At 75.0% G+C, this 26686-nt stretch carries 19 protein-coding genes and 1 pseudogene; 11 read left to right on the top strand and 9 right to left on the bottom strand.

The window, feature by feature from the left end; translation table 11 throughout:
* The first annotated feature begins 193 nt into the window (after nt 1–193).
* Genes BUE45_RS20890 through BUE45_RS20860 form a run of 7 tightly spaced genes read left to right on the top strand, consistent with a single transcriptional unit; the run spans nt 194 to nt 7678 of the window.
* Nucleotides 194–1459, top strand: coding sequence for an ester cyclase (locus BUE45_RS20890; protein ID WP_084737576.1), 1266 nt, complete (start codon nt 194–196; stop codon nt 1457–1459).
* The gene (locus BUE45_RS20885) at nt 1456–2973 is read left to right on the top strand and encodes a Dyp-type peroxidase (RefSeq protein WP_084737575.1); all 1518 of its coding nucleotides are present in this window, start codon (nt 1456–1458) and stop codon (nt 2971–2973) included. Before BUE45_RS20890 ends, BUE45_RS20885 begins: the two co-directional genes overlap by 4 nt.
* The gene (locus BUE45_RS20880; RefSeq protein ID WP_073381055.1) at nt 2970–3416 is read left to right on the top strand and encodes an SRPBCC family protein; all 447 of its coding nucleotides are present in this window, start codon (nt 2970–2972) and stop codon (nt 3414–3416) included. Before BUE45_RS20885 ends, BUE45_RS20880 begins: the two co-directional genes overlap by 4 nt.
* Nucleotides 3413–4618, top strand: coding sequence for an AarF/UbiB family protein (locus BUE45_RS20875; RefSeq protein ID WP_073381054.1), 1206 nt, complete (start codon nt 3413–3415; stop codon nt 4616–4618). The genes BUE45_RS20880 and BUE45_RS20875 overlap by 4 nt, the downstream gene beginning before the upstream one ends.
* 16 nt (nt 4619–4634) lie before the next feature.
* Nucleotides 4635–5987, top strand: coding sequence for a KR domain-containing protein (locus tag BUE45_RS20870; protein WP_073381053.1), 1353 nt, complete (start codon nt 4635–4637; stop codon nt 5985–5987).
* 40 nt (nt 5988–6027) lie between these two features.
* Nucleotides 6028–6867, top strand: coding sequence for an SRPBCC family protein (locus BUE45_RS20865; RefSeq protein ID WP_073381052.1), 840 nt, complete (start codon nt 6028–6030; stop codon nt 6865–6867).
* Nucleotides 6857–7678 carry a helix-turn-helix transcriptional regulator gene (locus BUE45_RS20860; protein ID WP_084737574.1) on the top strand — a complete coding sequence of 274 codons (822 nt, stop codon included), beginning with the start codon at nt 6857–6859 and terminating at the stop codon, nt 7676–7678. The genes BUE45_RS20865 and BUE45_RS20860 overlap by 11 nt, the downstream gene beginning before the upstream one ends.
* A 13-nt stretch (nt 7679–7691) precedes the next feature.
* Here the strand turns inward: BUE45_RS20860 and BUE45_RS20855 are convergent, their stop codons facing one another.
* The 4 genes from BUE45_RS20855 to BUE45_RS20840 all read right to left on the bottom strand — a co-directional run bounded on the left by BUE45_RS20855 (nt 7692) and on the right by BUE45_RS20840 (nt 12080).
* Nucleotides 7692–8921, bottom strand: coding sequence for an AarF/UbiB family protein (locus tag BUE45_RS20855; protein ID WP_143173428.1), 1230 nt, complete (start codon nt 8919–8921; stop codon nt 7692–7694).
* Nucleotides 8918–9988 carry an SRPBCC domain-containing protein gene (locus BUE45_RS20850; protein ID WP_073381049.1) on the bottom strand — a complete coding sequence of 357 codons (1071 nt, stop codon included), beginning with the start codon at nt 9986–9988 and terminating at the stop codon, nt 8918–8920. The genes BUE45_RS20855 and BUE45_RS20850 overlap by 4 nt, the downstream gene beginning before the upstream one ends.
* An 84-nt stretch (nt 9989–10072) precedes the next feature.
* Nucleotides 10073–10708, bottom strand: a complete 636-nt coding sequence (locus tag BUE45_RS20845; RefSeq protein ID WP_073381048.1) for a DUF6073 family protein — start codon at nt 10706–10708, stop codon at nt 10073–10075.
* Nucleotides 10709–10772: 64 nt separating this feature from the next.
* Nucleotides 10773–12080, bottom strand: coding sequence for a HEAT repeat domain-containing protein (locus BUE45_RS20840; RefSeq protein WP_073381047.1), 1308 nt, complete (start codon nt 12078–12080; stop codon nt 10773–10775).
* Between the two features lie 523 nt (nt 12081–12603).
* Here BUE45_RS20840 and BUE45_RS20835 point away from each other — a divergent pair.
* Genes BUE45_RS20835 through BUE45_RS20825 form a run of 3 tightly spaced genes read left to right on the top strand, consistent with a single transcriptional unit; the run spans nt 12604 to nt 15115 of the window.
* On the top strand, nt 12604–13401 hold the full coding sequence (locus BUE45_RS20835; RefSeq protein WP_073381046.1) for a helix-turn-helix transcriptional regulator: 798 nt from the start codon (nt 12604–12606) through the stop codon (nt 13399–13401).
* Nucleotides 13402–13421: 20 nt separating this feature from the next.
* Complete coding sequence (locus tag BUE45_RS20830) at nt 13422–14378, top strand: DUF1702 family protein (RefSeq protein ID WP_073381045.1); 957 nt, start codon at nt 13422–13424, stop codon at nt 14376–14378.
* Nucleotides 14375–15115, top strand: coding sequence for a TetR/AcrR family transcriptional regulator (locus BUE45_RS20825; protein ID WP_084737587.1), 741 nt, complete (start codon nt 14375–14377; stop codon nt 15113–15115). Before BUE45_RS20830 ends, BUE45_RS20825 begins: the two co-directional genes overlap by 4 nt.
* Here the strand turns inward: BUE45_RS20825 and BUE45_RS20820 are convergent.
* The 3 genes and pseudogenes from BUE45_RS20820 to BUE45_RS20810 form a co-directional block, all read right to left on the bottom strand.
* Nucleotides 15094–15411: pseudogene (locus BUE45_RS20820) on the bottom strand (flavin reductase family protein); the annotation flags it as partial. The gene BUE45_RS20825 and the pseudogene BUE45_RS20820 sit on opposite strands and share 22 nt — an antisense overlap.
* An 80-nt stretch (nt 15412–15491) precedes the next feature.
* Nucleotides 15492–15935, bottom strand: coding sequence for an acyl-CoA thioesterase (locus tag BUE45_RS20815; RefSeq protein ID WP_073381042.1), 444 nt, complete (start codon nt 15933–15935; stop codon nt 15492–15494).
* Nucleotides 15932–21676: a type I polyketide synthase gene (locus tag BUE45_RS20810; RefSeq protein WP_073381041.1), complete on the bottom strand. Its 5745-nt coding sequence runs from the start codon at nt 21674–21676 to the stop codon at nt 15932–15934. The genes BUE45_RS20815 and BUE45_RS20810 overlap by 4 nt, the downstream gene beginning before the upstream one ends.
* Before the next feature lie 423 nt (nt 21677–22099).
* Between BUE45_RS20810 and BUE45_RS20805 the strand changes: the two genes are divergently transcribed.
* Nucleotides 22100–23425 (top strand): ABC transporter substrate-binding protein, encoded by a 1326-nt coding sequence (locus tag BUE45_RS20805; RefSeq protein WP_073381040.1) that lies wholly within the window; start codon nt 22100–22102, stop codon nt 23423–23425.
* A gap of 56 nt (nt 23426–23481) precedes the next feature.
* On the opposite strand, the gene BUE45_RS20800 is transcribed toward BUE45_RS20805, so the two are convergent.
* Both BUE45_RS20800 and BUE45_RS34140 read right to left on the bottom strand, forming a co-directional pair.
* On the bottom strand, nt 23482–24126 hold the full coding sequence (locus tag BUE45_RS20800; RefSeq protein ID WP_245833383.1) for a TVP38/TMEM64 family protein: 645 nt from the start codon (nt 24124–24126) through the stop codon (nt 23482–23484).
* Nucleotides 24127–24155: 29 nt separating this feature from the next.
* Nucleotides 24156–26669 (bottom strand): AI-2E family transporter, encoded by a 2514-nt coding sequence (locus BUE45_RS34140; RefSeq protein WP_449406660.1) that lies wholly within the window; start codon nt 26667–26669, stop codon nt 24156–24158.
* Between the last annotated feature and the right edge of the window lie 17 nt (nt 26670–26686).

The following is a 26686-nucleotide window of genomic DNA, read 5'->3' as shown; positions in this document are numbered from 1 at the left end:
GTGCCGACTCGGTCACGCAGCGCACGCTTTCTCGTGGATTGCTGTCTTCTTCGAAACGCTGTGAACAGGCCATTCCTCCCTTCTCGGCGCCCGGCACCGCTCCCCGCAAGTTGAGAGAAGGAGCGCGTCGCGGGCCGGGCTTAATGTCGAAGAGAATCCCGGCTTGCCCCTACGAGGCAGGGAAAGGAGCACCATGAGCGAGACGACCAGACCGGAAGTCGTGGACGGCATCCGACGCTGGGTGAAGGAGGTCTTCAACGAGCACCGCGTGGACCGCGTGGAGACGTTGAAGGTCGCCGATTACGTCGACTGGAACCCGTACCCCGGGCAGGACGTCGCACTGAACGGGTTCAAGGGCGTTCTGGAGGAGTTCCTGGAGTCGTTCCCGGATTTCCGGTACGACGTCGACGAGGAACTGTTCGAAGGCGACAGCGTGGTGTGCGTCGGCAAGTGGTACGGCACCATGCAGAACGATTTCATGGGACTGCCGGCGTCGGGGGCGCCCGTCACGGCCCGGCGCACCGACGCGGTGCGGTTCCACGGCGACAAGATGACCGAGCGCTGGGGTGTGGGCAACGAGCTGCGGATGCTGCGCTTCCTGGGCGTGGCGGCCACCGGTGAGGAGGTCCGGGGCGCGGCGACCTTCGAGGACGCCGTGCACGGCTACCTGGACGCCGTGCTGGGCCGGTTCGACCTGGCCGCGGTGGACGCGCTGGTGGACATCGACGCGGTGTCCGACGCGGCGGGCTCCCTCGTGCACCTGTGCGTGGTCGGCGCGCTGGACGACTACGCGGTCGAGGTGACCGGTGTCCGGTTCGACGGCGACACCGCGACGGCCGAGGCGACCGTGCGCGGCACGTTCGCGCGCACCCTGTGGCGTACCGCCCCCAGCGGCGCCGGGGTGGAACTGCCTTTGACGGTGACGCTGCGGGGCGCGGGCGCCACCCTCACGTCCGTGGCGCTGTCCTACGACCTGGAGGCGATGGCCGCCGCACTTGGCGCCCCCGCCGGGGAGGCCGCCGGAGAGCCCACGACCCCCACCGGGACGGCCGGCGACGGCAAGTTCGTGCTGCGGGCGTTCGTCAACGAGGTGCTCAACGGCCGCGACGTCTCGGCGGTGTCCCGCCTGGTCGCCCCGGGCGCCACCGACCTGCACCAGGAGACCGTCACCACGGCGGCGTTCCTGCACGCCTTCCCCGACTACCGCTTCAGCGTGGAGCGGGTCGTCGTCGACGGCACCCGGGTGTCGCTGCTGGCCGCGTTCGCGGGCACGCACCGGCGCCCCCTGATGGGCCACCCGGCGACCGGCACGGCCGCCATCACCCGGTCCATCGACATCTTCACGGTGACCGACGGACTGCTGTCGGACATCATCTACGGGTTCGACATGTACTCCCTGCTGACACGCCTGGAGATCTTCCCCGAGAAGGGCCGCTACCCGGGCGTCTCGGCCGGGTGACCCGACCGGGAGAGCACGTGGACGCGGAGTTCGCGCGGGGCCGCGGAGCGGCCGGGGAACCCCTCCTGGACCTCGACGAGATCCAGGGGAACATCCTGGTGCCGTTCGGCGGCCCCGTCCAGCACCACCTCTACCTGCGGTGGACCTCGGACCCCCGGCCGTGGGTGGGACGCGCGGCGGCGGCGGTCACCTCGACCCGCGCCCTCCTGGCCGACCGTGCCAGGGGCGGCGGGGGGACGGTGGTCGGCCTGTCGTTCTCGGCGCGGGGCCTGCGGGCCCTGGGACGCCGGCCCGACACCCTGCTGGACGTCCCCTTCCAGGACGGCCTCGCGGCGCGCTCGCCGCTGCTGGGCGACCCGGCGGACCCCGCCGACCGGGGCCACCCGGACAACTGGCCGGTCGGCGGCCGGGGAACGACGGCCGACGCCCTGCTGGTGGTGCGCGCCGCGGACCACGCCGCGGCGCGGGCCGCCGCGGACCGGCTGGCCGGCGGGCGCGGCGGCCCCGAGGTGCTGCACCGGGACCGGTGCGCCTCCCTGGACGACTCCGGCTACGAGCGCGAGCACTTCGGGTACCGGGACCCCGTGTCGCAGCCCGCGGTGCGCGGCGCGGCCCGCGGCACCGGCGCGCCCCTGTGCCCGCCCGCCGCGCCGGACCGCCCGCACGAGGCCGCGCCGGGGCAGCGGCGGCTGTGGCCCGGGGAGTTCGTGTTCGGGCACCCCGGACAGGACCCGGTGGCGGCCGACCCCCCGGGCGCGGTGGCCTCCGGCGGGCCGGACTGGACCGTCAACGGCTCACTGCTGGCGGTGCGCCGCTACCGGCAGGAGGTGGGCGCCTTCCAGGCGTTCACCGAGCACGCGTGCGAGGAGCTGGCCCGCCGCGGTTTCACGGGCTGGACGCCGGACGCGCTCTCGGCACGGCTGTTCGGCCGGTGGCGCGACGGCACACCGGTGAGCCTGCGGCCCGACGCCCCCGATCCGGCCCTGTCCTCCTGCCCCCTGAGCCGGAACGCCTTCGGGTTCACCGCCGACCTCGGCCCGGTGGACGACACCCGGGGGTGGCGCGTCCCGGTCGGCGCGCACATCCGCAAGGCCTACCCCCGCGACCACGAGACCGACCTGGAGACCCGCGCCGCCATCGAGACGCACCGGCTGCTGCGGCGGGGCATGCCCTACGAGGACCACGGGGAGCGCGGCATGGTGTTCGCCTGCTACCAGACCTCGCTGGAGCGGCAGTTCGAGTTCGTCGTCCGCTCCTGGCTGAACAACCCCTACCAGCAGCACGAGGGCGACAACCACGACCCCATCGTGGGCCGCCCCCACCGGGCCCTGGGCGACCTCGTCCCCCGCGAGTTCGCCCTGCGGCTCCCCTCCGGCGAGCCCGGGGGGACCCTGGTCCGGCTGCCGATGCCCGCACCCTTCACCGTCCCGCGCGGCGGCGGCTACTTCTTCACCCCCGCGCTCTCCGCGCTGCGCACCCTGGCCCGACCCTCCGTTCCCGGGAGAACCCGATGACCCTTCCCGCCCCGCCCGTCACCCTCCGGGCCGACGCCGCGGCCCGCACCCTCACCGTCTCCTTCCCCACCGGCGCACCGCGCCGGGCCGTGTGGGCGGCCCTGACCGACCTCGGCTCGGTGAGCGCCTGGCTGACCCCCGCGGCCGCCGCGGGGGGCGGCCGGTACGTCCTGACCTTCGACCACGAGGGGCACCGCCACGACAAGGTCTTCGAGGTCGTCGAGTGCGTGCCCGGCCGCTCCCTGAGCGGCGTCCTGCACGACCCGGGGTTCCCCGACTCCCGGCTGAGCGCCGAGATCGGACCGCGGGGCCTGGCCCTCGTGCATTCCGACGTGCCCGCCGAACTCGACGAGGGCTACCGCGCGGGGTGGCCCTTCTACCTCGGACGGCTGGCGGCCGCCCTGGAGCAGGACGCCCCGGCGCCCCCGGGGACCCCGGAGTGAGGACCGCGCTGCGGGCCGGCGTGATCGCCGGGCGGTCGCTGTGGGCCGGGGCGCGCGCCCTGCCCCACCTGGCGCGGATGCGCTCGGCACCGCCCCACCGGGCCGAGCGCTCGGCCGAGCGGGTGGGCGTCCTGGCCTCGGAGCTGTGCGCGGGGCTGGGCCCGGCGTTCGTGAAGCTGGGGCAGCTGGTCTCGACCCGCGAGGACCTGCTCCCACGCGGGGTGTGCCGGACGATGCGGGACCGGCTCGCCCTGGGCCGCGGCCTGGAGGCGTCGGGCGGCCCCCGCGCCCGGTCGGGGAGCATCGCCGCGGTGGAGCGGCGGGCGACGCCCTCGGGCGACGTGGCGGTGAAGACCTGCCACCCGCGGATCCGCGAGAGGCTGGAGGCCGACCTGGCCGTGGTGGAGGCGACGGCCCGCGCGGCGGCGCGCCTCCCCTTCTGCCGCGGTGTACCCGTGGCGGCCCTGGCGGAGGACTTCTGCGCGGTGGTGCGGCGGCAGACGGACCTGGCCGCCGAGCGGGCCGCGCTGGAGCGCTTCGCCTCCCTGGAGGACCGGTATCCCGTGGTGTTCCCGCGGCCGGTCGGCGAGGCCCCCGACCGGGACACGCTGGTCATGGACTGGATACCCGGCCAGGAGGGCGCGGAGCGCAACCACCCCGGCCCGCGCGGCGGCAGGCTGCTGCTCACCCTGGTGTTCGAGATGCTGTTCACGACGGGCGAGGTCCACTGCGACCTGCACCCCGGCAACTGGTGGTTCCTGGACGACGGCCGCCTGGCCGTCGTGGACGGCGGGTTCACGTTCAGCCTGGACCGGTCGACCCAGGAGCACTTCACGGAGTTCTTCCTGGGCATGGCGGCGGGCAACGCGGGGATCTGCGCCGACCACGCGCTGGCCGTGAGCATGAACCCGGTGGGGCCGGAGGCGGAGCAGGGGTTCCGCCGGGACCTGGAGCGGCTCATCACCGAGGTGCACGGCATGACGGCCGGGGCGTTCAGCCTCACCGCCTTCATCGCCGACTTCTTCATGATCCAGCGGCGGTACAACGCCTACTCCCGCACCTCCTTCGTCTTTCCCCTGGTCGCCCTGCTGGCGGTGGAGGGCCAGGTCAAGCGGATGTGCCCGGAGCTGAACTTCCAGGCGGTGGCCCACCCCGTCATCCTGCGGGGCCTGCTGGCGCGCAACCGCAAACCCACCTGGTGAGCGACGGAGCGAGCGGATGCCGATACCACCCGCGGGACCCGTCCTCCTCGGCGGCGCACCGCACGGCGCGGACCTGGTGTTCCGCGAGGACGAGGGCGAGGGCGCGCGCTTTCGCGACGCCCCGGCGCGCACGGTGTTCGACCGGGGGCCCGAGCGCGTGCGGGTGCGCCCCGGCAGGCGCTGGTCGCCCGGCGACGGGGCCGCCCTGCTGGCGGCCCTGGCCCGGGCGCAGGAGCGGCGCGTCCCGGTCGAACTGGTCGGCGGCGGCCTGCCGCTGGCGGGGGTGCTGGCGGCGGCCGCCGCGGAGCTCCCCCTGCTGCGGGTGAGGGTCCGCGGACCCGGCGGACGGCCGCACGGGCCGGTGGACGCCGTGTCGTGGCGGCCCGCCGCGGTACCCCGGCGCGACCGGGCCCGGGGCGCGGTGCTCATCACCGGGGGGCTGGGGGGCATCGGCCTGTGCCTGGCCAGGGAGCTGGGTCCGGCCGGCCACCGGCTGGTGCTGGTGGACCGGGTGCGGGAGCGGGACCTGCCGCCGGAACGGGTCCGGGCCCTGGCCCTGGTGCGGGCGAGCGGTCCGACGACGGTGGTGGAGGCGGACCTGGACCGGACCGCTCCCGGACCGCTGCTGCGGTCCCTGCCGTTCCCGGTCGCGCACCTCGTGCACGCGGCGGGCGAGTTGGGGCTGGAGCGCTGGTCGCGGCTCTCGGGAGCCGTGCTGGACCGGGCGGCCCGGCGGCGCGCGGGGCAGTTGCGGCGGTGGGTGCGGGCGGCGGCGGCCGGCCCGCTGTCGTCGGTCCTGCTCATGGGCTCCTCGGAGAGCAGGGCCGCGCACCGCGGGTTCGGCGCGTACGCGCTGTCGCACGCCTGCGCACGGGCCGCCGCCCGGGAACTGGCGGACGAGTACCCGCACGTGGGGTTCACCGTGGCGGAGTGGACGCTGTGGAGCAGGGTCGGCATGGCGGCGGGCGTGGCGGGTCCGGGCCTGCGCGCCGCGGGCTTCGCCACCGTCGCGCCGGCCTGGGGGGCGCGCGCCGCGGCGGGCCTGCTCGGCGGGTCGGGGGGCCGGGGCGGGGCCGAGGTGTACGCGCTGGGCGGCGCCCGGCCGCCGACGGCCGCGGGAACGGTCGCGGTGATGGGCGGCGTCGGGGGGACGGCGGTCCTTGACGGCGCCGGGGCCGCGGCGACCCTGGGCCGGATGGTCCGGGGCTGCCTGCCCGGCTCACAGGGGGCGGGGGCACAGCCCCGCCCGCCCGCCGGGCGCGGGCGCACGGTCCGCGCCCTGGTGGGGTCCTCGGGACTGCGGCTGTGGTCGTCGGCGCCCGGGGACTGGCGGCCCGACGGCGCGTACGAGGCCCTGGTCCCGTTCTGAACGGACGGGCCCGGCGGGGCGGAGCGGAGGAGGAGACGGTGTGAAGGCCATCGAACGGGCGGTACCGCTGCCCGCGTCGCCGGACCGGGTGTGGCGGGCGCTGAGCGTCCCGGCCGAGATCGGGCGCTGGCTGGGCGGGCTGGGCCCCTACGGCGAGAGGACCGGCGGCGGCCTCGACACCTGGATCCTCAGCACGCCCGCGCTGGAGTACGTGCGGCTGGGCGCGGCTCGGATCGGCCCGGGCCGCAGCCTCAGCGTGGAGTGGTCGGAGTTCGGGGTGGAGGCCCCGAGCCTGATCCGGGTCGCCGTGGAGGCGGGCCCCGCGGGGGCGCTCCTGCGGGTCAGGGAGGAGTTCCCCCACCGGCGCTCTGTGCCGCGTGCGGCGCGTGAGGTCTTCTGGGACGACTGTGTCGAACGGCTCCGCTTCCACCTGTCCGAGGGCGACCAGAGCGGCGCCCCGCCCGGGATCCGGTCCATCGCCCTGGGGGTGCGCATCCCCGTGGGGACGTGGCTGCCGCTGCACCGGGGGAACCTCTTCCGGTGGCTGCCGGTGAGCGGCCCGGGGTACCCGCCGACGTCGTTCTACGTGGTCGACGACGCCGGGCCGCGCCGCTTCCCCGTCCGCCGGGTCGAGGACTACTTCGACGAGCGGATCAGCCTCTTCGTGGACGTCGGCGACGGGGTGACCCGGGCGGTGGTGCGGACGGCCCACGAGGAGGGCGGCGTGACGCTGTCGGTGCATCACTCACAGTGGCCGCTGGTGTCGGGGGGCGAGAGTAGGATGACCCGACTGCGCGATGTCTTCGAGATCACCTGGCGAGCGAGTCTGGACCGGGCCGTGAGGGCGGCGGGTCCCGGGGAGGAACGGCATGGCCGCTGAAGTGCCCGTCAGGGACAACGACAACCCGGCCCAGCGCGACGCGGTCCTGGCCGCGGTCGCGGCGATCCGCGAGGACCCCGCGGCCCCGCACCTGCTCGCCGACCTGGCCGCCTCGGGCTTCTACAGCCAGTTCCACTTCCACCGCATCTTCGCCCGGCACACCGGGACCACTCCGGGGCGCTTCCTCACGGCGCTGCGGATGCAGGAGGCGAAGCGGCTGCTGGCCCACACCTCCGAAACGGTGATGAGCGTCAGCGACCGGGTCGGCTACCAGAGCCTGGGCTCGTTCACGACGCAGTTCACCCGCCTCGTCGGGACCTCCCCGGGCCGGTTCCGGGAGCTGGTCGACGACCTGGCGGGACACCGCGTCGCCGAGCCCGACCTGGAGCGGGCGCGGGCCGCGGAGAGCCGCCACCTGGACTGCGAGCTGCTCCTGCCCGCCCTCACCGGGGCGCCGTCGGCGCTCGACGGCCGGGTCTCCTTCGTGGGCCTGTTCAACGCCGACCTGCCCCAGGGCGGCCTCTCGGGGTTCGGCATCGTCCAGGGGGCGTCCGGGACGCTGGTGGAGCAGCGGCCCTCGTCCGGCCGGTCGGAGATCTTCCTGGTCTCCCTGCCCGCCGACGCCCCCCTCGTGGGGCTGGCCGTCGGCGGGGTGGAGGACACCCTGGTGGGCCGGGGCGGGGCCGCCGGGCCGGGCGGCGGGCCGGCCGCCCTGCACCTGCGCGCACCCGACCCGCTGGACCCCCCGGTGGTCTCGGCCGCACCGGCGGTCCACCTGCGTCGGTTCCTGGAAGGGGCGCGCCCCCGCTGAGGCCGGCGGCCGGTCAGAAGCCGTTCTGGATCTCGACGGAGGGCATGAGGGCCCGCAGGGTGCCCTCGGCGATCATCAGCGCCGACAGCGGGAACACGAACTCCGCCCGGGAGTGGACGCCGAAACGGGTCTGGAGCGCGAAGATCCCGTTGCCGAACTCGGCCATCGTGAACACCCTCCCCGGCCCGGTGTGCTCCCGCACGTGGCTCTCCATCGCCGCGACGAACGCGCTGCGCCGCCGCTCGTCGGGCTCCAGCGCGGTGTCGAAGACGATCTCCCCGCAGGTGCGCCCGTCGCCGAGGGCGATCGCGCGGAAGAAGCGGTCCAGGTGGGCGCGCGTGGACTCCGAGACGCGCACGGCGTATCCGGCGTCCAGGAGCACCACCCCGCCGTTGCCGTGGACGTAGAGGTTGCCCGGGTGCAGGTCGCAGTGGACGAAGCCGTCCTCGAAGACCATGCGGCGCACGGCCCGCAGCGCGCGGCGGGCCGCGACCGCCTGGGCGGTGCGCGGCATCGGTTCCCCGAGGCCGGGGACGTAACGGGTGACCAGGGCGTTGCGCCCGCACAGGTCCGGGTACAGCGCGGGGACCTCCACACCCGGGAGCCGGGCCAGTCCTTCCGCGAGGCGGCGGTGGTTCTCCGCCTCGGCGAGGTAGTCCGTCTGCGCCATCACGACGCCGGACACGAAGTCGACCAGGTCGGCCAGGGGGCGGCCGCCCGCGCGGTCGCGCCGGACGGCCAGGGCCGCGGCGGCGCGGAGCAGCCGCAGGTCGGCGGCCATCACGCGCTCCACCCCGGGGCGGCGCAGCTTCACGGCCAGCCGTTCCCCGCCGGCCCTGCCGAGGTAGACGCAGCCGACGGTGCCCGCCCCGAGCAGTTCCCGAGTGACCTCGACCCCGGCCAGCCCGGGGATCTCCGCCCTGGCGGCGGCCAGGGCGGAGGCCCGGTGCCGCTCGGTCATGGGGCGGGCCCGGTCGTGGAGCACGCCCAGCGCCCCTGCCCAGACCGGGCCGATCATGTCGGGCCGGGAGCCGACGAGCTGTCCCGCCTTCCCCGCGGTGGGTCCCATGCGCTGCACCCCGGCGACCACCGACGCCGCCGCGGCGCGCCGCGCCCCCCGGGGGCCCGACCCCAGCAGCCCGACGGCGGCCGCGACCGCGGTCGCGGCCGCCGTCCCGGCCCCGACCAGGCCCAGGGCGGCCAGGCGGCGGGCCGTCTCGGCGCGGGTCGGGGCGGGGCTCACCGGCTCCACGCGTGCGGCCCCGGCCCGTCCGGCGCCCCGTCCCCTCCCCCGCCGCCGGGCGGGCCGGACAGGAGCATGGCCAGGCGGCCGAAGGCCGACGCCCAGAAGGAGGCCAGCAGCGCCCGGTCCACCGGGGCCTCGGCGAGCTGGCCGAAGGACTCCCAGCCGGAGTGGAACACCTGGAGGACGCTGCGGCCCAGGCCCGCGGGCTCCACCCACAGGTGCCCGGACAGGGGGCCGGGCCACCCCGGGCGGTGCAGCTCGAACTCCAGCCGGGGCTGGAAGGACGGGAAGCTCTGGTTGGCCTCCACATGCCGGACGACCGACAGCGCGGCGGTGCCGCTGGCGTCCCCGAGGGTGAAGTCGACGCGGCCCCCTTCGCCGAGGTCGCCGGAGCTTCGCCCGAGCCAGAACTGGAGGGCCGGGACGGAGGTCAGCGCCGACCACGCCTCGAAGGTGCCCACGGGCAGTTCCGTCTGGACGTAGGGGCCCATCCGCCGCCACGGCCACCGCTGGCGCCGGCCGGTGCGCAGGTGCTCGGCGAGCTGGTCGAGGATGCCGGGCCACCCCATGCCGTTCCAGGAGCGCCAGTCCGAGGGCGGGTTGGTGGCGCGTTCGACGGCGCGGACGGTCACGACCTGTCCGGGTGATTCCGTGAGTTCCCAGCGGACCGTGGTGGCGGGCCCCACCCCCACCCAGCGCCACAGGTACTCCAGGGCCGCCCGGCCCTCGTAGGGGGACTCGGCCGCGACGGTGCGGCACCAGAAGAACTCGCCGTCGTTGAAGTCCAGGGTGCTCTCGCGGCCGGGGACCGCCCACGACTCGTCGGCGTCGGCGAACCACTGGGAGACGGAGTAGGGGTCGGTGAGGGCGTTCCACACGTCGTCCAGGGCGTGGCCGGCGATGTGCACGTCGCTGACCAGCTCCTCCCAGCGCCGGTGCGCGACGGGGTGCCCGCCGGACGACCCCAGGGGCGGGAACGCGACGGTCTCGTGGGCGAACGCCGGCCCTGCGGGCGGTCCGGACTCCGGGTCGGTGCGGTCGGTGGCCAGGGGTTCGGCGGACACGGGTGCTCCATTCTGGCGGCGGGAGGGGGCCGAGCGCACGGCGGCGGGCGGACGGGCCGGGCCGCGTCCGCCCACCGCTGTCGGTCACTGGAAGCGCTCAGGGGGGAGGTAGCCTCCCATGTTGAACTTCAGGCTGGTCAGGTACGCCGTCGGCTGGTCCCAGGGGGTGCGGACGTCGTACAGCGGGAGCATCCGGTAGATCTGCCCCTTGCCGGGAGCCCCGGCCGGCGGGATGGACCGGACGTCGTCGATGGTCAGGATCACCGGCTCCCGGTTGAAGAGCCGGGTGCCCAGCTTGGGGATGTCGAACATGCAGCCGACCGCCATCCGACAGGCCTTGGCCGCGGGGCCCTCGCCCGCGTACGGGTCGAAGGGGGTGCGGATCTGGCCGGCGGAGAGGTACTCCGGGTTGAGGGTGACGGTGATGGTGCCCAGCTCCTCGGAGGCACCCGTCATGTGCATCTCGATGAGGTTGGTGTAGACCTCGGCGCCCGCCCACTCCTCGTCGGTGGCCGGGGAGCGCACGACGCGGACGTAGCCGTCGAACTCGACGTCGAACTCGCCGACGCCGGGGATCGCGAAGGTGTCCCAGGAGTGCAGGCCCAGGTTGTCGATACCGGGCTCGGGGGCCTTCCACTTGACGACGGGGGACCCCTCGTACAGGTTCGGCACCCCCTCGGTCTCGACCGGGCGGCCGAGCAGGGTCTTCTTTTCGGACATGGGCTTTCCTCACCTTTCCTCTGGGAGTACGCGGCGGCCCGGGCCTCCGGGCCCGCGGAGACCGTCAGACACGGCCGGGGCGGTGGTCGGAGCAGGTGCGGCCGGGCTCGTCGGGGACGCCGTCCTGGTCGCTGTCGAGCTCACCGTCCACCGTGCTGTACACGTCGCGGGAGTTGAGGTCGATCCGGCCGTCGCCGTCCCAGTCGTTGAGCTTGCCCTTGAAGGTGCCGAGAATGAACACGTTGGTCTTGGGCCCGACCTCGGGGTCGTGGAGGGTGGACAGGATTCCGTTGCCGGAGGCGAGCATCTCGGTGATGTCCTTGCCGACCATGTTCTCGACGTCGGTGTAGCCCCAGCCCTGGAAGCGCCCGCGGACGTAGCGGATGGCGGCCTCGCCGCGGACCTGGATGTCGGGGTCCAGGAACCAGGTGCCGAAGCGGGCGAAGCCGATGTCGGTCTGCCGGGTGCCCCGCGACGGGTCGGCGGCACGGCCGGAGTGGTAGAAGGTCCGGGGGACGTTCGACTCGAAGTAGAAGTTGCCCCGGTCGGCACGGGTGCGGTCGGTGAACCCGCGGAACAGGTAGTTGTCCATGTGCCGGGTGCCGTCCTCGTACAGCCCGTCGATGGTCTTGGCCATCAGCAGCTGCCGCTCCCGGGTGGCGACGTTGGGGCAGGCGTGGGCCTGGCCGTACACCCGGGCCAGGCCGCGGGGCCCCAGGGAGAGCTTGCCCCAGTGGCGGTTGGTGTCGTCCAGGCGGATGTACAGGTCGCAGTGGATGAGGAGGTAGATCGTCTCGTCGAAGGTGCGCCCCTCGGTGAAGACGGCCTCCCGGGAGTCGAAGGCGGGGTCGCCGGTGCGCAGCTCGCTCAGGAACAGCTTCGACCACTCGGCGATCTCGGGGTCGGGGTCGTCCAGGAAGCGGGACAGGGTGCTCATCGCGTGGGGGCCGCCCAGCTTCTCGATGGCCCACAGGGTGTCCCAGCGGATCTCCCGGTCCTTCTCTGTGCGCACGACCCGCTCGAGCACCTCGAACACGTCGGCGGGGTCCCGGTCGGCGTACTCGAAGACCGCCTGCTCCCTGGCCACCGGGTCGGGGTGGGACAGGGCGTCGCGGGCGAGTTCCTCGTCGGTGCGCGTGTCCAGGCGGACGGCCGCCTTGTTGAGCGCGTAGCCGAAGTCGCTCTGCCAGGCCGCCGGGTCGCCGGCCACCAGGCGGGGGTCCATGCTCAGGGTCGTGCGGTAGGAGAAGTTGAGCGCGTCGCGCTGCTCGCTGGCCAGCTCGGTCAGGGGAGGCAGGCCGGCCGGTCCCGCCCGGTGTTCGGCGTCCGCGGGGTCCGGCGGCGGCTGTTTGTGCGCCAGGTCGATCGCCATCTGATCTCTCCTTAACCAGGTAATGGGCACCGGGATTATGAGCACCACCTTAGGGCGAGACCCCAACGAATTCCTTCTCGTGCATTGCTGGCCCACACGCCCCCGATAACATATCCGCCTTTTCCGCGCAACCCCGATGCCCCGAACGGCCCCCAAGAACCGGAGCAAAATGGAGAGCAACGAGGAGTGACGGCGCGAAAGCACAGGAGAGTCACTGGCGCCCCTGGTTTCACAAAAGCCGGAGAACCCTCACACGGAAGGGCCTCGGACCACGGACGACAGGACCCCGAGCCCCCTTTTTCCGGAACCGGAAGCCTTGCGGCACAGGCCGCGGGGAGTACTCGGACAGCGTCGAGAACCGAACATTCCCGGCCCCTGCTCTCATCATTTGCTCATCTGCGAACAGCAATACAGGAGACGTCCAAAGTTGAATCGTCGTGCAGGATGAGCGGGTACACGAGAACATGCGGCGCACCGGCGAACACAACGACATCCCCCTGCCGTAGAGTCCCTAGGAGCGAACATGCGCGAATCGGTCCGTCAGGCGGTTTCTTTCATACACCGGAACTACACGGAACCGATCACGCTGAGCGATATCTCATCCGAAGTGTTTGTAAGCCCTTTCCACTTCTCCAGGCTCTTCGCCCAGGACATCGGCATCTCGCCGGGCAGATATCTGGGCGCGGTGCGCATGTTCGAGGCCAAACGCCTCCTGGTCGAGTCCTCGATGAACATCTGCGACATCGTCCACAGCGTGGGGTACAGCAGCGTGGGCACCTTCACCAGCAGGTTCACCCGGCTGGTGGGCATGTCGCCCCGGGAGTACCGCAAGCCGCAGGTGGGCCGCCTGATGGTCGCCGCCTCCAAGGACTTCACACGCATGCCCCGGCCGGTGGAGCTGGCCGGCCTGCACGCGTCGGCCCCCCGCACGACGGCCCCCGGCACCGGGTGCGTGCGCGGCCTGATCGAGTTCCCCCGGCCGGTCCCCGACGGCCAGGTCCTGGTCGGCGTCTACGCGGCGGACGTCCCCCAGGGCCGGCCGGTCGCCTACCGCGTACTCCCGACCGCCGAGCGCATGCCCTTCGCCGTCGACGGGACACCGCCGGGCGAGTGGAGCCTGGTCGCCCTGGCCGTGCGGAACGGCACGGTGACCGGCGGCGAGGCGATGATCGGCTCCCTGCCCCGGCGGGTGACGGTCAGGCGGGACACGAACACGTGGACACGGCTGTCCATGCGCCGTATGAAGGCGACCGACGTGCCGCTCGCCGTCACCCTCGCCCCCGCACCCGCCGCCGCCCGCGCCTCCTTGGCCTGCGGCTGACCCTCACTCAGGGAGTCATCGTGTCCACGTCCCTCGCGACGCTGCGCCGCCGGATCCTCACCCCCGGCACGGAACAGACCCTCGTCGAGACACGCGGTTTCCACTCCGGGGACCCGCGGGCCCGCACGCTCATCGAGACCGTCGGCCACTACTTCCTCGCGGGGTACGGGCACGCGGCCCAGACCGCGAGCCCGGAGCGCACCGGCCCGCTGCTGGACGCGGCCCCCGCGCGCTTCCGCGGGTTCGCCCACGAGGGCGCGGCCATGGCGTTCACCGTGCTGGACGGCCTGAGCCCGCGCGGCGGGCTGGTCCGGGCGTACATGGCCGGGCCGGGCGAGCCGCACCTGTACATGGCGCACGTCGGCGTGGGCTGGGCCCTGGCCCGCCTGCCGCGACCGCTGTGGCCGGCCGTCCACACCCTCGACCCCCTGCTGCGGTGGCTGGTCCTCGACGGCTACGGCTTCCACCAGGCGTACTTCCGGACGGAGCGCTTCGTCCGGCGCCGGGCCCTGGACGGCCGTCCGTCGCGGTGGTCGGGCGACCCCGGGTACGCGCCCCGCGCCGTGGACCAGGGGGTGGGGCGCGCCCTGTGGTTCGTCGCCTGCGCCGACGGCGACCTGGTCGCGGACCTCGTCGACTCCTTCCCCGAGGAGCGCCGCGCCGACCTGTACGGCGGGGTGGGCCTGGCCGCGGTCTACGCCGGGGGCTGCGACCGGTCCGGGCTGGAGCGCCTGTGCGGGCGCGCCGGGGCCCACCGCCCGCGGCTGGCCCAGGGCGCCGCGTTCGCCGCCGAGGCCCGGCTGCGCGCGGGCCTTCTGGTACCGCACGTGGAGGAGGCCGCCGGCGTGCTGTTCGGCGGGACCGCCGCGGAGGCCGCCCGCGCCGCTCGGGAGACGCGGCCCTCCCCGGCCGAGGCCGGGCGGGTTCCCGCGTACGAGGTGTGGCGGAGCCGGCTGGCGGAACGGTGGGGCGCGTGAGCCCCCGCAGGGCCGCGCCCCGGACCGGCCCCTCACTGCTCGAAGCCGCCGCGCGCGTCCTCTCCACCGAGGGCCCCGCCGCTCTGACCACCCGGAGGCTGGCCCGGGAGACGGGCTGCTCCACCATGGCGGTCTACACGAACTTCGGCGGTATGACCGGCCTGGTGCGGGCGCTGGTGCACGAGGGCTTCGCACGGCTGCACACGCGGTTCTCCCGGGTGGTCCCCTCCCCCGACCCGGTGGCGGACCTGGCCCTGTACGGCCGGGCCTACCGGGCGGGGGCCGTGGCCGCACCGCACGTCTACGCGGTGATGTTCGGCTCCTCCGGCCTGGCGGGCTTCTCCCTGACCGAGGAGGACCGCCAGCACGGGCGGTACACCCTGGCGCCGGTCGTCGCCTGCACCGAGCGGTGCATGCGCGCCGGGCGCTTCACCTCCGGGGACCCGGTCGCAGTCGCCCACCGCATGTGGACGGGGGTGCACGGGGTGGTGTCCCTGGAGCTGGGCGCCTACCTGGTGGCCCCGTACGACGCGGACGACTGCTTCGAATCGGTGCTGCCCGCCCTGATGGTGGGTGCCGGGGACTCGCCGGAGCGCGCCGGGGCGTCGGTGGAGCTCTCGCGCGCACGGCTCCCGGAGACCGTCCCCGGGACGGAGAAGGCCCCGTCCACGAAGACGAGGGGGGCGCCGTCCCCGCCCGGGACCGCGCTGAGCACCTCGCCGACCACGATGGAGTGATCCCCGGCTCGGTGGACGTCCCGGACCGCGCACTCCAGCCAGCCCCGGGCCCCGGCCAGCAGGGGCGCTCCCGTCCGGGGACCCGGACTCCAGTCGCACGGGGCGAACTGGGGTGCGCCCGAGGGGCGGGACCGGTCGGCGAAGTGGGCGGCCAGGACCGCCTGCTCGGCCCCGAGCAGGGAGACCCCGAAGGCGCCCGCGGCTCCCACCGCGGCGTGCAGCCGCGCGGTCAGCGCCACACAGCACAGGACCAGCGGGGGCGCCAGGGACACGGAGGTGAAGGAGTTCGCGGTCATCCCGTGGGGGCTCGGTCCCCCCGTCGTGAGCACGGCCACCCCGGTGGGGAAGCGCGCCATCACCGAGCGCAGGTCGGCCATCAGACCACCGCCCGGACCGGGGAGAACGGTGCCAGGGCCGCCCGCAGCGCCTCGGGCACCCTGGCCGGGACCACGTCCCGGCCGTGGCCGCGCATGCACACGACCCGCTGGGTCCCGCGCGCGACGCGCGTCTCCCTCCCGTCCTCCTCCAGCCGCACGTAGTCGAAGGAGAAGCCGATCTGGGTCTGGGTGAGGTCCTCCAGCCGCATCCTGATGGACAGCACGTCGAAGGCGGTGGTCTCGGCCAGGTAGTCGCAGTCCACGCGGAGTGTGAAGAGCTTGAGGTCCCCGCGCAGGTCGTCCAGGACCGAGGGGGCGCGGTCGCGCAGGAACATCTCCCGGCAGCGCCCCTGCCAGCGCAGGTAGTGCGCGTAGTAGACGTTGCCGACCAGGTTGGTCTCCTCCAGGCCGACCGTGTGGCGGATCTCGTAGTGACCGGTCATCGCTCCTGCTCCTTCCGTGGGGCGGTCGCCGGGACGCGGCCGACCGCGACGACCGCGGGTGCGTCGCGGCCCGCGAGGGCCACGGCGAGGGTGGCGACGGTGACCGCCCCCGACGTGAACACGGCCCAGCCGCCGGGGTGGACCCGCTCCAGCACCACACCGCGGGCGGCGGTGCCGAGTTTGCGCAGGCACTCCAGCACGGTCCAGACCCGGGTGGCCGAGGTGTCGGCGTCCTCACCCGACTCCCGGGCGGCGAGGTCCGCGGCGGCGAGCGCCTGGGGGCCCAGGAGGTCGGCCCAGGCGTCGCGGGACCGGTGGACCGCCTCCTCGACGTCGCAGCCGACCGGAGCGTCACCGGAGACCGCCAGGACCGCCCCGGCACCGTGCGCGACGGAGACGTGGGCGCCGTCCGCCTCGGGCCGGCCGTCCGGCCGGCGGCGCACGGTCGCGTCCCGGCCGAGGCAGCGCCGCAGGGCGGCGGCGGACGCCCGCTCGCGGTCCCGGTCCGCCTCGGGCTCGACCGCCACCGCGGCCCCCTCCCCCAGGAACCGGGGCAGCGACCGCTCCAGGTGGGGTCCCAGCAGCGGGGCGGGCCAGGGGGAGGCGGTGCCCCGGGAGCGCACCGCCCGCAGGCGCAGGCCCTCCCAGCGCTCGGCGACGAGGCCGTCGGGACCGGTCAGCTCCACGTCGTAGACGTGCGCGTCGCCGTCGCGGAAGCGCTCCCGCGCCGCCAGCAGGAACGGGCCCGCGTGCCCGGGCCGGGCGGTCAGCAGCCGGTCGACCCGCTCCGGCAGCAGGACCGCGTCCGGCACCCCGGCCTGGAGCGCGTGCATGGCGGTGTCGCGGACGCCGGGGTCGCCGAGCACCAGGGACTGGGGCAGGTAGGGGGCGAACCACAGGGCCCCGCCCGTGTCGGCGCAGACCTCGGCGACGGTGTGGCGGGCGCTCACCCTCCGGTAGCCCGCCAGCCGCTGGAACCGCTTCCCCTGGAAGAACAGGCCCCCGTAGAGCTCAGAGGTGGGGTCCAGGGGGATCCGCGGCGCCTCCGCCGCGGGCACCTCGGGTCGGGCGGCGGGGCCGGCGGGGCGGCGCCGCAGCACCGCGCGGAAGTGGTCCGCGGCGAACCCGGTCTCCGCGGTGCGCACGACCACGTCCACCGTGTCGGCGTCGCGGACCAGGGCCGCCACCCGGATCACACAGGTCCCCCCGGGGGAGACGGAGATGGGCCGGAGGAACTCCACGTCCTCGAAGAGGGGGGCGTCGGTGAAGCCGGCGATCGCGCCGCCGACCTGGGCCATGGCCTCCATCCCGATGACCGCGGGAACCAGCATGTCGCCGTCGAGGAGGTGGTCCTCCAGGTAGGGGTCCCCGACGGCGGACAGCTCCGTCTCGGTGACCAGCTCCGTCCCGGCGCAGTGGACCCGGACCCGGTCCAGGAACCTGCCCAGCGGGAGGGGGTCGGGGGCGGGCAGTGTCGGCGGGTCGCCCATGCGCCCGCACACCACCGCGACCGGCCCGGCGGACGGGTCGGCGAGCAGGTCGTGCAGGACCTCCAGTCCCTCGTCGACGGAGATCGGGGTGACCCCCGCGGCCATCAGGCTCTCGACGACGCCCATGCGCTCGCCCATGCCCGCCCCCGACCAGACGGACCATTCGAGGGCCAGGACCCTGGTGTGCGGGTGGTCTCGGCCGTATTCCACGGCCAGGGCGGTCATCCGGTCGTTGGCGGCTGCGTAGTGGGCCTCGCCCCGCAGGCCCGCCCGTCCGATGACGCTCCCGAAGGTGATCAGCAGGCGCAGGCGCGCGGGGTCCACCGCCGCCAGGACCGCGTACAGGCCGTCGACCTTGGGCGCCGCGGCCGCGGCCAGGTCGGCGCCGGTGAGCGAGCCCAGGGGCGCGGGCCGGTTGTACCCGGCGCCGTGGAGCACCGCGGTGACCGGGCCCAGGTCCGCGGCGCGCCCGACGGCTGCGCGGACCCGGGCGGGGTCGGCGGCGTCCGCCGCCTCGTACCGGTACCGGACCCCGGAGGCGGCCATGCGCTCCAGGTTGGCGGCCAGTTCGGGGTCCCGCGCGGGGTCGGAGCGGCCCAGCAGGAGCAGCCCCGCTCCGTGGCGCAGGGCCAGGTCGCGCGCGCATTCGGCGGTGATCCCCTTGCCGCCGCCGGTGACCAGGAGGACGTCGCCGGGCCCCAGGGGGGCGGGGCCCCGCTCCAGGGGCCGCCCCGGGAGCAGGGGGGTGAGCGCGGGCACGGTCCGGCCCCGTGCCGTGTACACCGCCTCGGTGTAGGCGGTGGTGGCGGCCGCCTCGGCCGCGACCTCGGCAGCGGTCGGCCCGTCCCCGCCAGGGTCGGCCTCGATCACCGTGACCGGCACGCCCGCCTCCAGGTGGAGGGTGCGGGCCAGGCCGGAGACGAGCGGCGAGGACTGGAGGACCACCAGCCGGACCCCGCGGTCTGCCGCCTCCTGGGCGGCGGCCAGGGAGACCGCCGGCGCGGCGGGGTCGGCCACGAGCAGGACCCCCTCCCCCGCGCCCGCGGCGGCCAGTTCGGCGCCCACCCGTTCGGCGAAGCCGTTCCCGGCGGACGCGTGCACCGACCAGTGCGCGGCGGTCGCGGCCCCGGGTGCCGGTGAGGGCGCCGGGGCGGGGCGGTGCACCAGCCCGAACGCGCGCACCCAGGGCCCCACCCCTGCGGCCTCGGGCCCGGCCTCCCCGGCGGCGGCGCCGCGGGCCGGATCGTCGATGAGGGCCGCCAGTTCGGCCAGGCTGGAGGTGGCGTGGCCGCTGGTCGCCTCCAGTGGGGGCCGCCCGACGGCCCGGGCCACCTCGTTGGCGATCTGGCCGACGGTGATGGAGCTCAGGTGCAGTTCGTCCAGGGGCCGGGTGTGCTCGGTGACGGTCTCCTGCGGCAGTTCCACCCGTTCCGCGACGCGGCGCCGGAGCAGGGCGAGGGTGTCCTCGCCCTGGGCGCCGGTCGGGGGCGCGGCGGGTCCCCCGGCCTCCGCGGTGGGCGCGGCGCGTTCGCGTCCCGTGCCGGGCGGTCCGGCGGGGACCGCCTCGCAGGGGTTGGCCAGGAAGCCGCCGGCCGCGGGCAGGGGGCGGGTCAGCCGCCCCTCGAAGAGCCCGCGCGCGTCCACGGGGGCGCCCAGCGCGAAGGCCGCGCCCAGGGCCTTCAGGAAGGGCGCCAGGGTGGGGGTGTCGGTGTCCACCGACAGGGCCGGGACGTCCGGGGCGATCCGGGACGCGGCCCGGGCCAGCACGCCCCCGGGTCCGGCCTCCAGGAACAGGTCGGTGTCCGCCGCGGCGGCGGCGACCGCCTCCAGGAACAGGACCGGGCGGACGACCTGCTCGCAGAGCAGGTCGGGCAGGCGGGTCCCCGGGTCCAGGTGGCGCCCGGAGACCGTGGAGACCACGCGGCGGGCGGGCGGTGCGAAGGCGACCCCGTCGAGGACGCGGCGGAGCGCGGGGACGGCGGGGGCCACCAGGGGCGAGTGGAAGGCGTGGGAGACGGGGAGCGGAACGGTGTCCAGGCCCTGGGCGCGGGCCCGGTCCCGCACCCGGGCCACGGCCTGTGCCGGTCCCGAGACCACCGTCTGCCCGGGGCCGTTGTGGGCGGCGACCACGATCCGGGGTTCGGGGTCGGCCTCGGCGAGCCGGGCGGCGTGCGCGGCGTCGGCGGCGATGTGGAGCATCGCGCCCCCGGTGTGGCCGGCCTCCGCCATGATCGCGCCCCGGGCGCGTACCACTGCCAGGAGGGAGTCCTCGTCCAGGGCCCCGGCCCAGTGCAGGGCGGTGAGCTCGCCGAGGCTGTGGCCCACGGCCGTCCGGGCGGTCACGCCCACGTCCTCCAGGATCCGGAGGGCGGCCAGCGAGCCCGCGACGATCCGGGGCTGGGCGTTCTCCGTGGCCACCGGGTCTCCTCCACCGTCGCCGGGGGCGGCGAAGGAGGCGGGGAAGCGGCGGCGCAGGGCGCCGTCCGTCCCCGCCCCGGTGCCCTGGCCCGGCAGGAGGAGGGTGACGCGGGGGGAGCCGGGGCGGCGGGACAGGAAGATCCCCTGTTCCGGGGAGAGCACCTCCGTGTCGCCGGCGTCGACACGGGAGAGCAGGGCGCGGACGGCGCGCTCGGCGGCGCGCGGGTCGGCCGCGACGACGGCGCAGCGGACCGGACCGGTGCCCGGGGACGCGGCCGCCTCGGCGGCGAAGTCGGTCAGCTCGGCGTAGGAGAGCCCCGGCAGCAGGGCGGCCCAGGAGTGGAGGACCGAGCGCAGCGCGTCGGTGTCCGGGGCCCGGGCGATGAGGAGTTCGGCGTCCTGGCGCCCGGCCACCAGGCGGCGGGTCCGCGCGTCCACGCCGGAGCGGGGCGCGGACCCGCACTCCTGGAGGGCGATGTGGGTGTTGATCCCGCCGAACCCCATGGCGGACACCCCGGCTCGGGCGGGCCCCTCCCACGGCCAGGGCTCGGCCCGGGAGGGCACGCGCAGGACGGCGTCCGGCCGGGTGAGCAGGGGGTGGGGGACGTGCTGGGCGGTCCCCGGGGGGATGGTCCGGTGGTGGACGGCCAGGGCCGCCTTGATCAGGCCCGCCGCACCGGCCGCCGCCTTGGTGTGCCCGATGTTGGCCTTGACGCTGCCCAGGGCGGCCGGAGCCCCGGGGCCGCGTGCGGCGGACAGGGCGGCGATCTCCGTCGCGTCGCCCAGGGCCGTCCCGGTGCCGTGGCCCTCGAAGTAGCCGACCTCCGCCGCGGAGTGGCCGGCCCGGGCGTAGGCGCGCTCGACGGCGACGCGGTGGCCCTCCCGCTCGGGCCGGGTGATGCCGCCGGCGCCGTCGGAGGAGACCGCCCAGCCGGTGACGAGGGCGTACACCCGCGCGCCGGCGGCCAGCGCGTCCCGCTCCCGCATGAGGACGACGACTCCGGCGCCCTCCCCCGGCCAGAAGCCGCTGGAGTCGCGGTCGTAGACACGCATCTCGCCGGTGGTGAGCGCGCCGGTCCGGGCGAAGCCCACGAGTTCGAAGGGGTCGAGGGAGAGGTCGACCCCGCCGGCCAGGGCCACGTCCAGGTCCCCGGCGGCCAGCGCGCGGGCCGCGGTGACGACCGACAGCAGCGAGGAGGCGCAGGCCCCGTCGACGGTGTGCCCGCCTCCCCGGAGGTCGAAGTGGTTGCACACGCGGCCCGCGATGGTGTTGGAGAGCCCTCCGGCGAGGGTGTCCTCGTCGGGCGCGGCCAGGGGCTGCTTGTAGGTGTGCTCCGCCTCGGACAGCAGGGGCGCGATCTCGGAGTCGTCCCAGCCGCGGCGCCGGAGTGTGTCGGCGAGGGTGCGCCGGACGTAGGGCCACCGCAGGCGCAGGGAGTTGGCGCGGGAGAACTCCCCGGTGAGGGTGTTCCCCAGGACCACACCCGTGGTGGCCCGGGGCAGGCCCTCGCCGTCGGGGAACCCGGCGTCGGCCAGGGCACGGGCGGCGGTGTCCAGGGCGAGCCAGTGGGTCGTGTCGGTGGAGCGGTAGGTGCTGCCCGCGACGCGGTAGGCCGCGCGGTCGAACTCGAACCCGCGCAGGACGGCCGCGCGGTCGGAATGGAACCTGTCGGTGTCGGTCGGATCGGCGGACCAGTAATCGTCCAGGGACAGGCGCTCGGCAGGAATTCGGCGAAAGGCCCGGCGTCCGGCCAGGACATTCTCCCAGAGCTGCTCCGGGGTGTCGGCGTCGGGAAAACGGCATGCCATGCCGGTGATGGCGATCCTGTCCATGCTGCCTCCGAGGCGTCGGGACGACTGCCCCCAGGGTGCACGGAATCGTTGGGACATTCTTCTCTGTTTTTGCTCAGGGGGAATTCGATAACACCGATATCGAATTTCCATTCGAGAATGGCGCGCCGTCGCCGCACACCGGATCACGCCCCCGGCACCTCCGGGCCGGGGCGGGGGGGCGCCGGGGACGGGCCGGTCGGCGGCGGCCGACTGTGGCCAGCGCGGACACCAGGGGTTCACTCGCACAACACCCGCACCACGCCCGGGTGTTACCGGTGGTCTCATGCGCGCATATGGTGTTTACTCGCGAGTAACGTACCGGCCAGTAGGTATCCGCCGCCCGGCCCGGTCACGGCCTCGTTCCCCCACCGGGCCGCGCACGCCCGCTCCGTGAAGGTCACTACCGAAGTCCAGGACGGCACCATGCGACCACTGAGACTGCTCGCCCCGGCACTGGCCGCGGCGGTACTCGTCACCTCCTGCTCGGAGGGGGGCGCCACGGACGGGGCGGCGGAGGAACTCGCCGCCCAGACCCGGGGGGTCACCGACGACGCCGTCGTCATCGGCACGCACCAGCCGCTCACCGGGCCCGCCTCCCCCGGTTTCCGGGACGTGTCCACCGGGGCCCGCGCCATGTTCAACTACATCAACGACAACGGCGGGATCCACGGCCGCCGCATCGAGTACCAGGTCCAGGACGACGCCTTCGACCCGTCCCGGACCCTGGAGGCCACCCGCGCCCTGATCGAGGACGAGGAGATCTTCGCGATGCTCGGCGGGCTGGGCACCCCCACCCACGAGGCCGTCCTGGAGGAGCTCAACGAGGCGGGCGTGCCCGACCTCTTCGTCTCCTCCGGCGCCCTGGCCTGGGACCAGCCGGACGTGTACCCCTACAGCTACGGCTTCCAGGTGGACTACTCCAGGGAGGCCAAGATCCAGGGGCGGTTCATCGCCGAGAACTTCCCCGGCCAGCGGGTCGGCCTGCTCTACCAGAACGACGACGTCGGCCCCTCCTCCCAGGCCGGCCTGGAGCAGTACCTGACCGACGAGATCGTCACCTGGGAGTCCTACGACCCCGGGGTCCCCGAGCTGGCCGGACAGATCGCCGAGATGAAGGCCGGCGGCGCCGAGGTGGTCGTGTGCCACTGCATCCCGGCCTTCCTGGGCCTGGCGATCCTGGAGGCCACCGCCATCGGCTACGACCCGCAGTGGATCGCGCCCAGCTTCGGCGGCGACGTGGAGATCGTGACCGCCCTCATCGAGGAGTACGCGCAGGGCACCCCAGCCGAGGACGTCCCGCCGGAGGAGTTCCTGGACGGCCTCATCATCACCGCGTTCCTGCCGATGGCGGCCCAGCGGGAGGACCCGTGGACCGCGTTCTTCCTGGAGGTCCACGAGGAGTACAACGCCGGCACCCCGTTCACCGACACCACGGTCTACGGCATGGTGCAGGCGGTCCTGATGGCCCGTGTCCTCATGGAAACCGGGCCCGACCTGACCCGCTCGTCTCTGATCGAAACCCTCCACTCGCGCGAGTGGACCGGGCCGGGACTGGTGCCCTTCGCCGCCACCGAGTCCGACCACAGCGGCTACGGCGGCGTCATGGTGGTCCGGCACAACGCCGGCGAGGAGCCCGAGATCCTCCAGGAGCCGATGGTCACCGACAGCGACGGCGGGGAGATCCTGCCGTTCGAGATGGAGCGCCCGGCCCCCGACGAGGTGGCGCTCTTCGGCGGCGCGGGCTCCTGACCCGCGGCGCCGGCGCGGGGTACGGGCGCCGGGTGCGCCCGGTCGGCCGGTCCCGGTCAGTCGGCCCCGGCCCGCCGGCCGCGGCGGGTGCGCACCCACCACGCCGACGCCGCCAGCGCCGCCAAGACCACCCCGGCGGCCGCCGCGGGCAGGCCCAGGTCCGCCCCGCCGGACCCGAGCAGCACCATCGCCGCCGTGGCCGGCACTCCCCCCGCCAGCGTCGCCAGCGCGAAGGGGCCGGTCCGCATCCGGGTGAGTCCGCACCCGTAGTTGACCGCCTGGTAGGGGATCACCGGCAGCAGCCGCAGCCCCAGGACGGCCGTGAACGCGTGCCCCTCCGCCGCCGCGTCCAGCCGGGCCCGCGCCCCCGCGGGCAGCAGCCCGGCCACCGCGTCGCCCGCCGCGTACCGGGCGACCGCGAACTGCGCCAGCGCGGCCGACACGCCCCCGGCCAGGGCCAGTGCCAGCCCGGCGGTGAGGCCGAAGAGCGCCCCCGCGGCCAGGTTCAGCGCCGGCCGCGGGACCAGGGCGAACACCGCGACCGCGTACAGGACCAGGTAGGCGGCGGGCGCCGCCGGACCGGTCCGGCCGATCCACGCGCGCACCTGCTCCGGTTCGGGGCCGTACAGCAGGGCGGCGACCAGCGCCGCCGCCCACACCGCCGCGAGCGCCGCCCGTGCTCGCCTCCCGCGCCGGTCCACCAGGGCAGCCTATGCTCCGCCCGGGGCGGTCAGGCCTCCTCCAGCCGGGGGAACACGACCTTGTGGAGGATGATCGTCAGCGAAGCGGCGACCGGGATCGCCAGCAGCGCCCCCACCAGCCCCAGCATGGCGCCGCCCACCAGCGCCGCGGTGATGTTGGCGGTCGGCGAGACGTGCACGGCCCGGCTCATGACCCGCGGGGAGATCACATAGCTCTCGATCTGCTGGTAGACGAGGAAGAAGACCAGGGTGAGCAGCCCGAGCCAGGGGTCGGAGACGGCCACCGCCAGCGACGCGGCCAGGGCGCCGATGGTGGTGCCCACCAGCGGGATGAGGGCCGTCACCGCCACCACCAGGGCCAGGGTCAGCGCGTAGGCGGAACCGATCGCCCACAGGAACAGGAACGCCACCAGCCCGCTGAACGCCGCCACCACCAGCTGTCCGGCGATGAACGCGCCGATGCGCTGCACGATCTCGTCGCCGATCTCCCGCACCCCGGCACGCCGCGACCGGGGCACCAGCCGGTAGCAGGCGTCGAGGATGCCGTGCAGGGACGCCATGAAGAACAGGGTGAGGATGAACACGGTGAAGGAGGCCACCAGGGAGTCGACCACCACCTGGCCCACCCCGACCAGGCCGCCGAACACCTGCCGTCCCACGTCGGGGTCGGTGACCGCGCCCTGGAGCTTGTCCAGCACGTCGTAGCGCCGGTCCAGATCGGCGAAGAACGCGTTCCCCTGGAGGTCCCCGATCATCGTCGGCAGCCCCGAGACCAGGCCGGTCACCTGCTCGCCCAGCGGGGGGACGATCGCCCAGACGAACACGGCGACGAACGCGACCAGCGCCGCGCACACCGCCAGGATGGCCGCCCACCGCGGCAGGCGGGCCCGGTCGCGCAGGAACTCGATGACCGGGTTGAGACCGACGGCGAGGAAGAGCGCCACGAGGATGTAGACGAGGACTCCGCGCACGCCCACCAGGGACTGGACCAGCAGCCAGGCGACCAGCACCCCCAGGGCGCCCACGAACCCGATCCGGAAGTACCCCGGGCGCCGGCCCGCCGGCAGCGGTACCGCGCCGGCCCCCTCCCCCGCCGCGCTCAGTTCTCCTCCGTCGGACATGGCGCCTCCGTCTCCGCACCCGGGGGGGATGCGCAGTGTGAACAGCGCCCCGCCGAGCAGTTCGCTGTGGCCGGCCGTGAGGGTGCCCCCGTAGGCCTTGACGATCTCCCGTGAGATGGCCAGGCCCAGGCCGCTGCCGCCGGGGTCCAGGTCGCGCGACTCCCGCAGCCGGGAGAACCGCTCGAAGATGCGCTCCCGGTCGGCCTCGGGGACGCCCGACCCGTCGTCGTGGACCTCCACCACGGCGTCCCCCCGCTCGTCGAGGTCGACGACGATGTCGATCCGCTCGTGGGCGTGGCGCTCGGCGTTGGCAACGAGGTTGGTGAGCACCCGCGCCGTCCGGAGCCGGTCCATGCGCACCGGGACCTCGCCCCGGGTGTGGATGTGCAGGTCGGCCACGTCGGTGCGGGCCCCGAACTCCTGCCGCACCAGGGCGGCGAGGTCGAGCGGCTCGCGGGAGGACGCCAGGTCCGAGTCGAGCCGGGCGAGTTCGAGCAGGTCGGTGACGATGTTCTCCAGGCGCTCGGTGTCCGCGAGCAGGGCGGTGAGCAGCCGGTCGCGCGTGCGGGGGTCGGGCTCGGGCTCGGACAGCTCGACCTCCAGCTTGGCGCGCATGCCGGCGATGGGGTTGCGCAGCTCGTGGGAGGCATCGGAGACGAACCGCCGCTGGCGGGTGACCGCCTCCTCCAGCCGGTCCAGGCTGGCGTTGGCGGTGCGGGCCAGGTGGGCGATCTCGTCGTGGGTGCCCGGGACGCGGAGCCGGCGCTGGAGGTCGGTGACGGAGATGGCCTCCATCTGGTCGCTGATCTGCTCCACGGGGCGCAGCGCCCGGCCCACGCCGACCCAGATGATCAGCCCGGTCGCCGTGAGCACGCCCGCGGCGGACCCGATCAGCACCGTCTCCAGGGCCCCGCTGCCGAGCACGTAGGGGGAGCGTGCCGCGGCCAGCACCATGACGTCGCCGTACGCGGAGTCGACGATGGAGTAGCCGACCACGAGGTAGCAGTCGGCCGGGCTCTCCCCGACGTAGTCCGCGCAGGTGGTGGAGTCGGTCCGGAAGTCCCCGCGCCGGGGCTCCTCCCGGCTCAGCGCGGGCACGCCCTGGAGGACGTGGCTGGCGGCGAGCACCTCGCCGGTCTCCCCGTCGACGATCTGCAGCCGCGGGATCGGCTCGGAGGCGGGGATCTCCCCGTCGGGATAGCGCTCGGTGGTGATCTGCTCGGCCACGTGGCGGGCGGCCTCGGCGGCCCGGTCCCTGGCCTGGGTGACGATGAGGTCGCGCAGGACGAGGATGGCCAGGCTCAGCCCGACGGCGGTGACGACCACGAGCACGACCATGGTCCCGGCGGTGACCCGGCCTCTGATCGACCGGGGACGCACGCGGTTCCAGATCCCTACGAGGCCACCGCTCCTGTCCGACACCCGCTCATTGTCACCCT

This window comes from Nocardiopsis flavescens (assembly GCF_900141985.1).
GTDB classification, from domain to species: Bacteria; Actinomycetota; Actinomycetes; order Streptosporangiales; family Streptosporangiaceae; genus Nocardiopsis; species Nocardiopsis flavescens.
The sequence above is the reverse complement of the archived record's forward strand: the minus strand, read 5'-3'. Positions and strand labels throughout refer to the sequence as shown.

What these genes read in the sequence shown, in the direction of transcription:
- BUE45_RS20810 (WP_073381041.1), bottom strand. Translation starts at nt 21,676, where the DNA reads ATGGACAGGATCGCCATCACCGGCATGGCATGCCGTTTTCCCGACGCC.
- BUE45_RS20845 (WP_073381048.1), bottom strand. Translation starts at nt 10,708, where the DNA reads ATGTCCGAAAAGAAGACCCTGCTCGGCCGCCCGGTCGAGACCGAGGGG.
- BUE45_RS20890 (WP_084737576.1), top strand. Translation starts at nt 194, where the DNA reads ATGAGCGAGACGACCAGACCGGAAGTCGTGGACGGCATCCGACGCTGG.
- BUE45_RS20880 (WP_073381055.1), top strand. Translation starts at nt 2,970, where the DNA reads ATGACCCTTCCCGCCCCGCCCGTCACCCTCCGGGCCGACGCCGCGGCC.
- BUE45_RS20860 (WP_084737574.1), top strand. Translation starts at nt 6,857, where the DNA reads ATGGCCGCTGAAGTGCCCGTCAGGGACAACGACAACCCGGCCCAGCGC.
- BUE45_RS20840 (WP_073381047.1), bottom strand. Translation starts at nt 12,080, where the DNA reads ATGGCGATCGACCTGGCGCACAAACAGCCGCCGCCGGACCCCGCGGAC.
- BUE45_RS20835 (WP_073381046.1), top strand. Translation starts at nt 12,604, where the DNA reads ATGCGCGAATCGGTCCGTCAGGCGGTTTCTTTCATACACCGGAACTAC.
- BUE45_RS20815 (WP_073381042.1), bottom strand. Translation starts at nt 15,935, where the DNA reads ATGACCGGTCACTACGAGATCCGCCACACGGTCGGCCTGGAGGAGACC.
- BUE45_RS20805 (WP_073381040.1), top strand. Translation starts at nt 22,100, where the DNA reads ATGCGACCACTGAGACTGCTCGCCCCGGCACTGGCCGCGGCGGTACTC.
- BUE45_RS20870 (WP_073381053.1), top strand. Translation starts at nt 4,635, where the DNA reads ATGCCGATACCACCCGCGGGACCCGTCCTCCTCGGCGGCGCACCGCAC.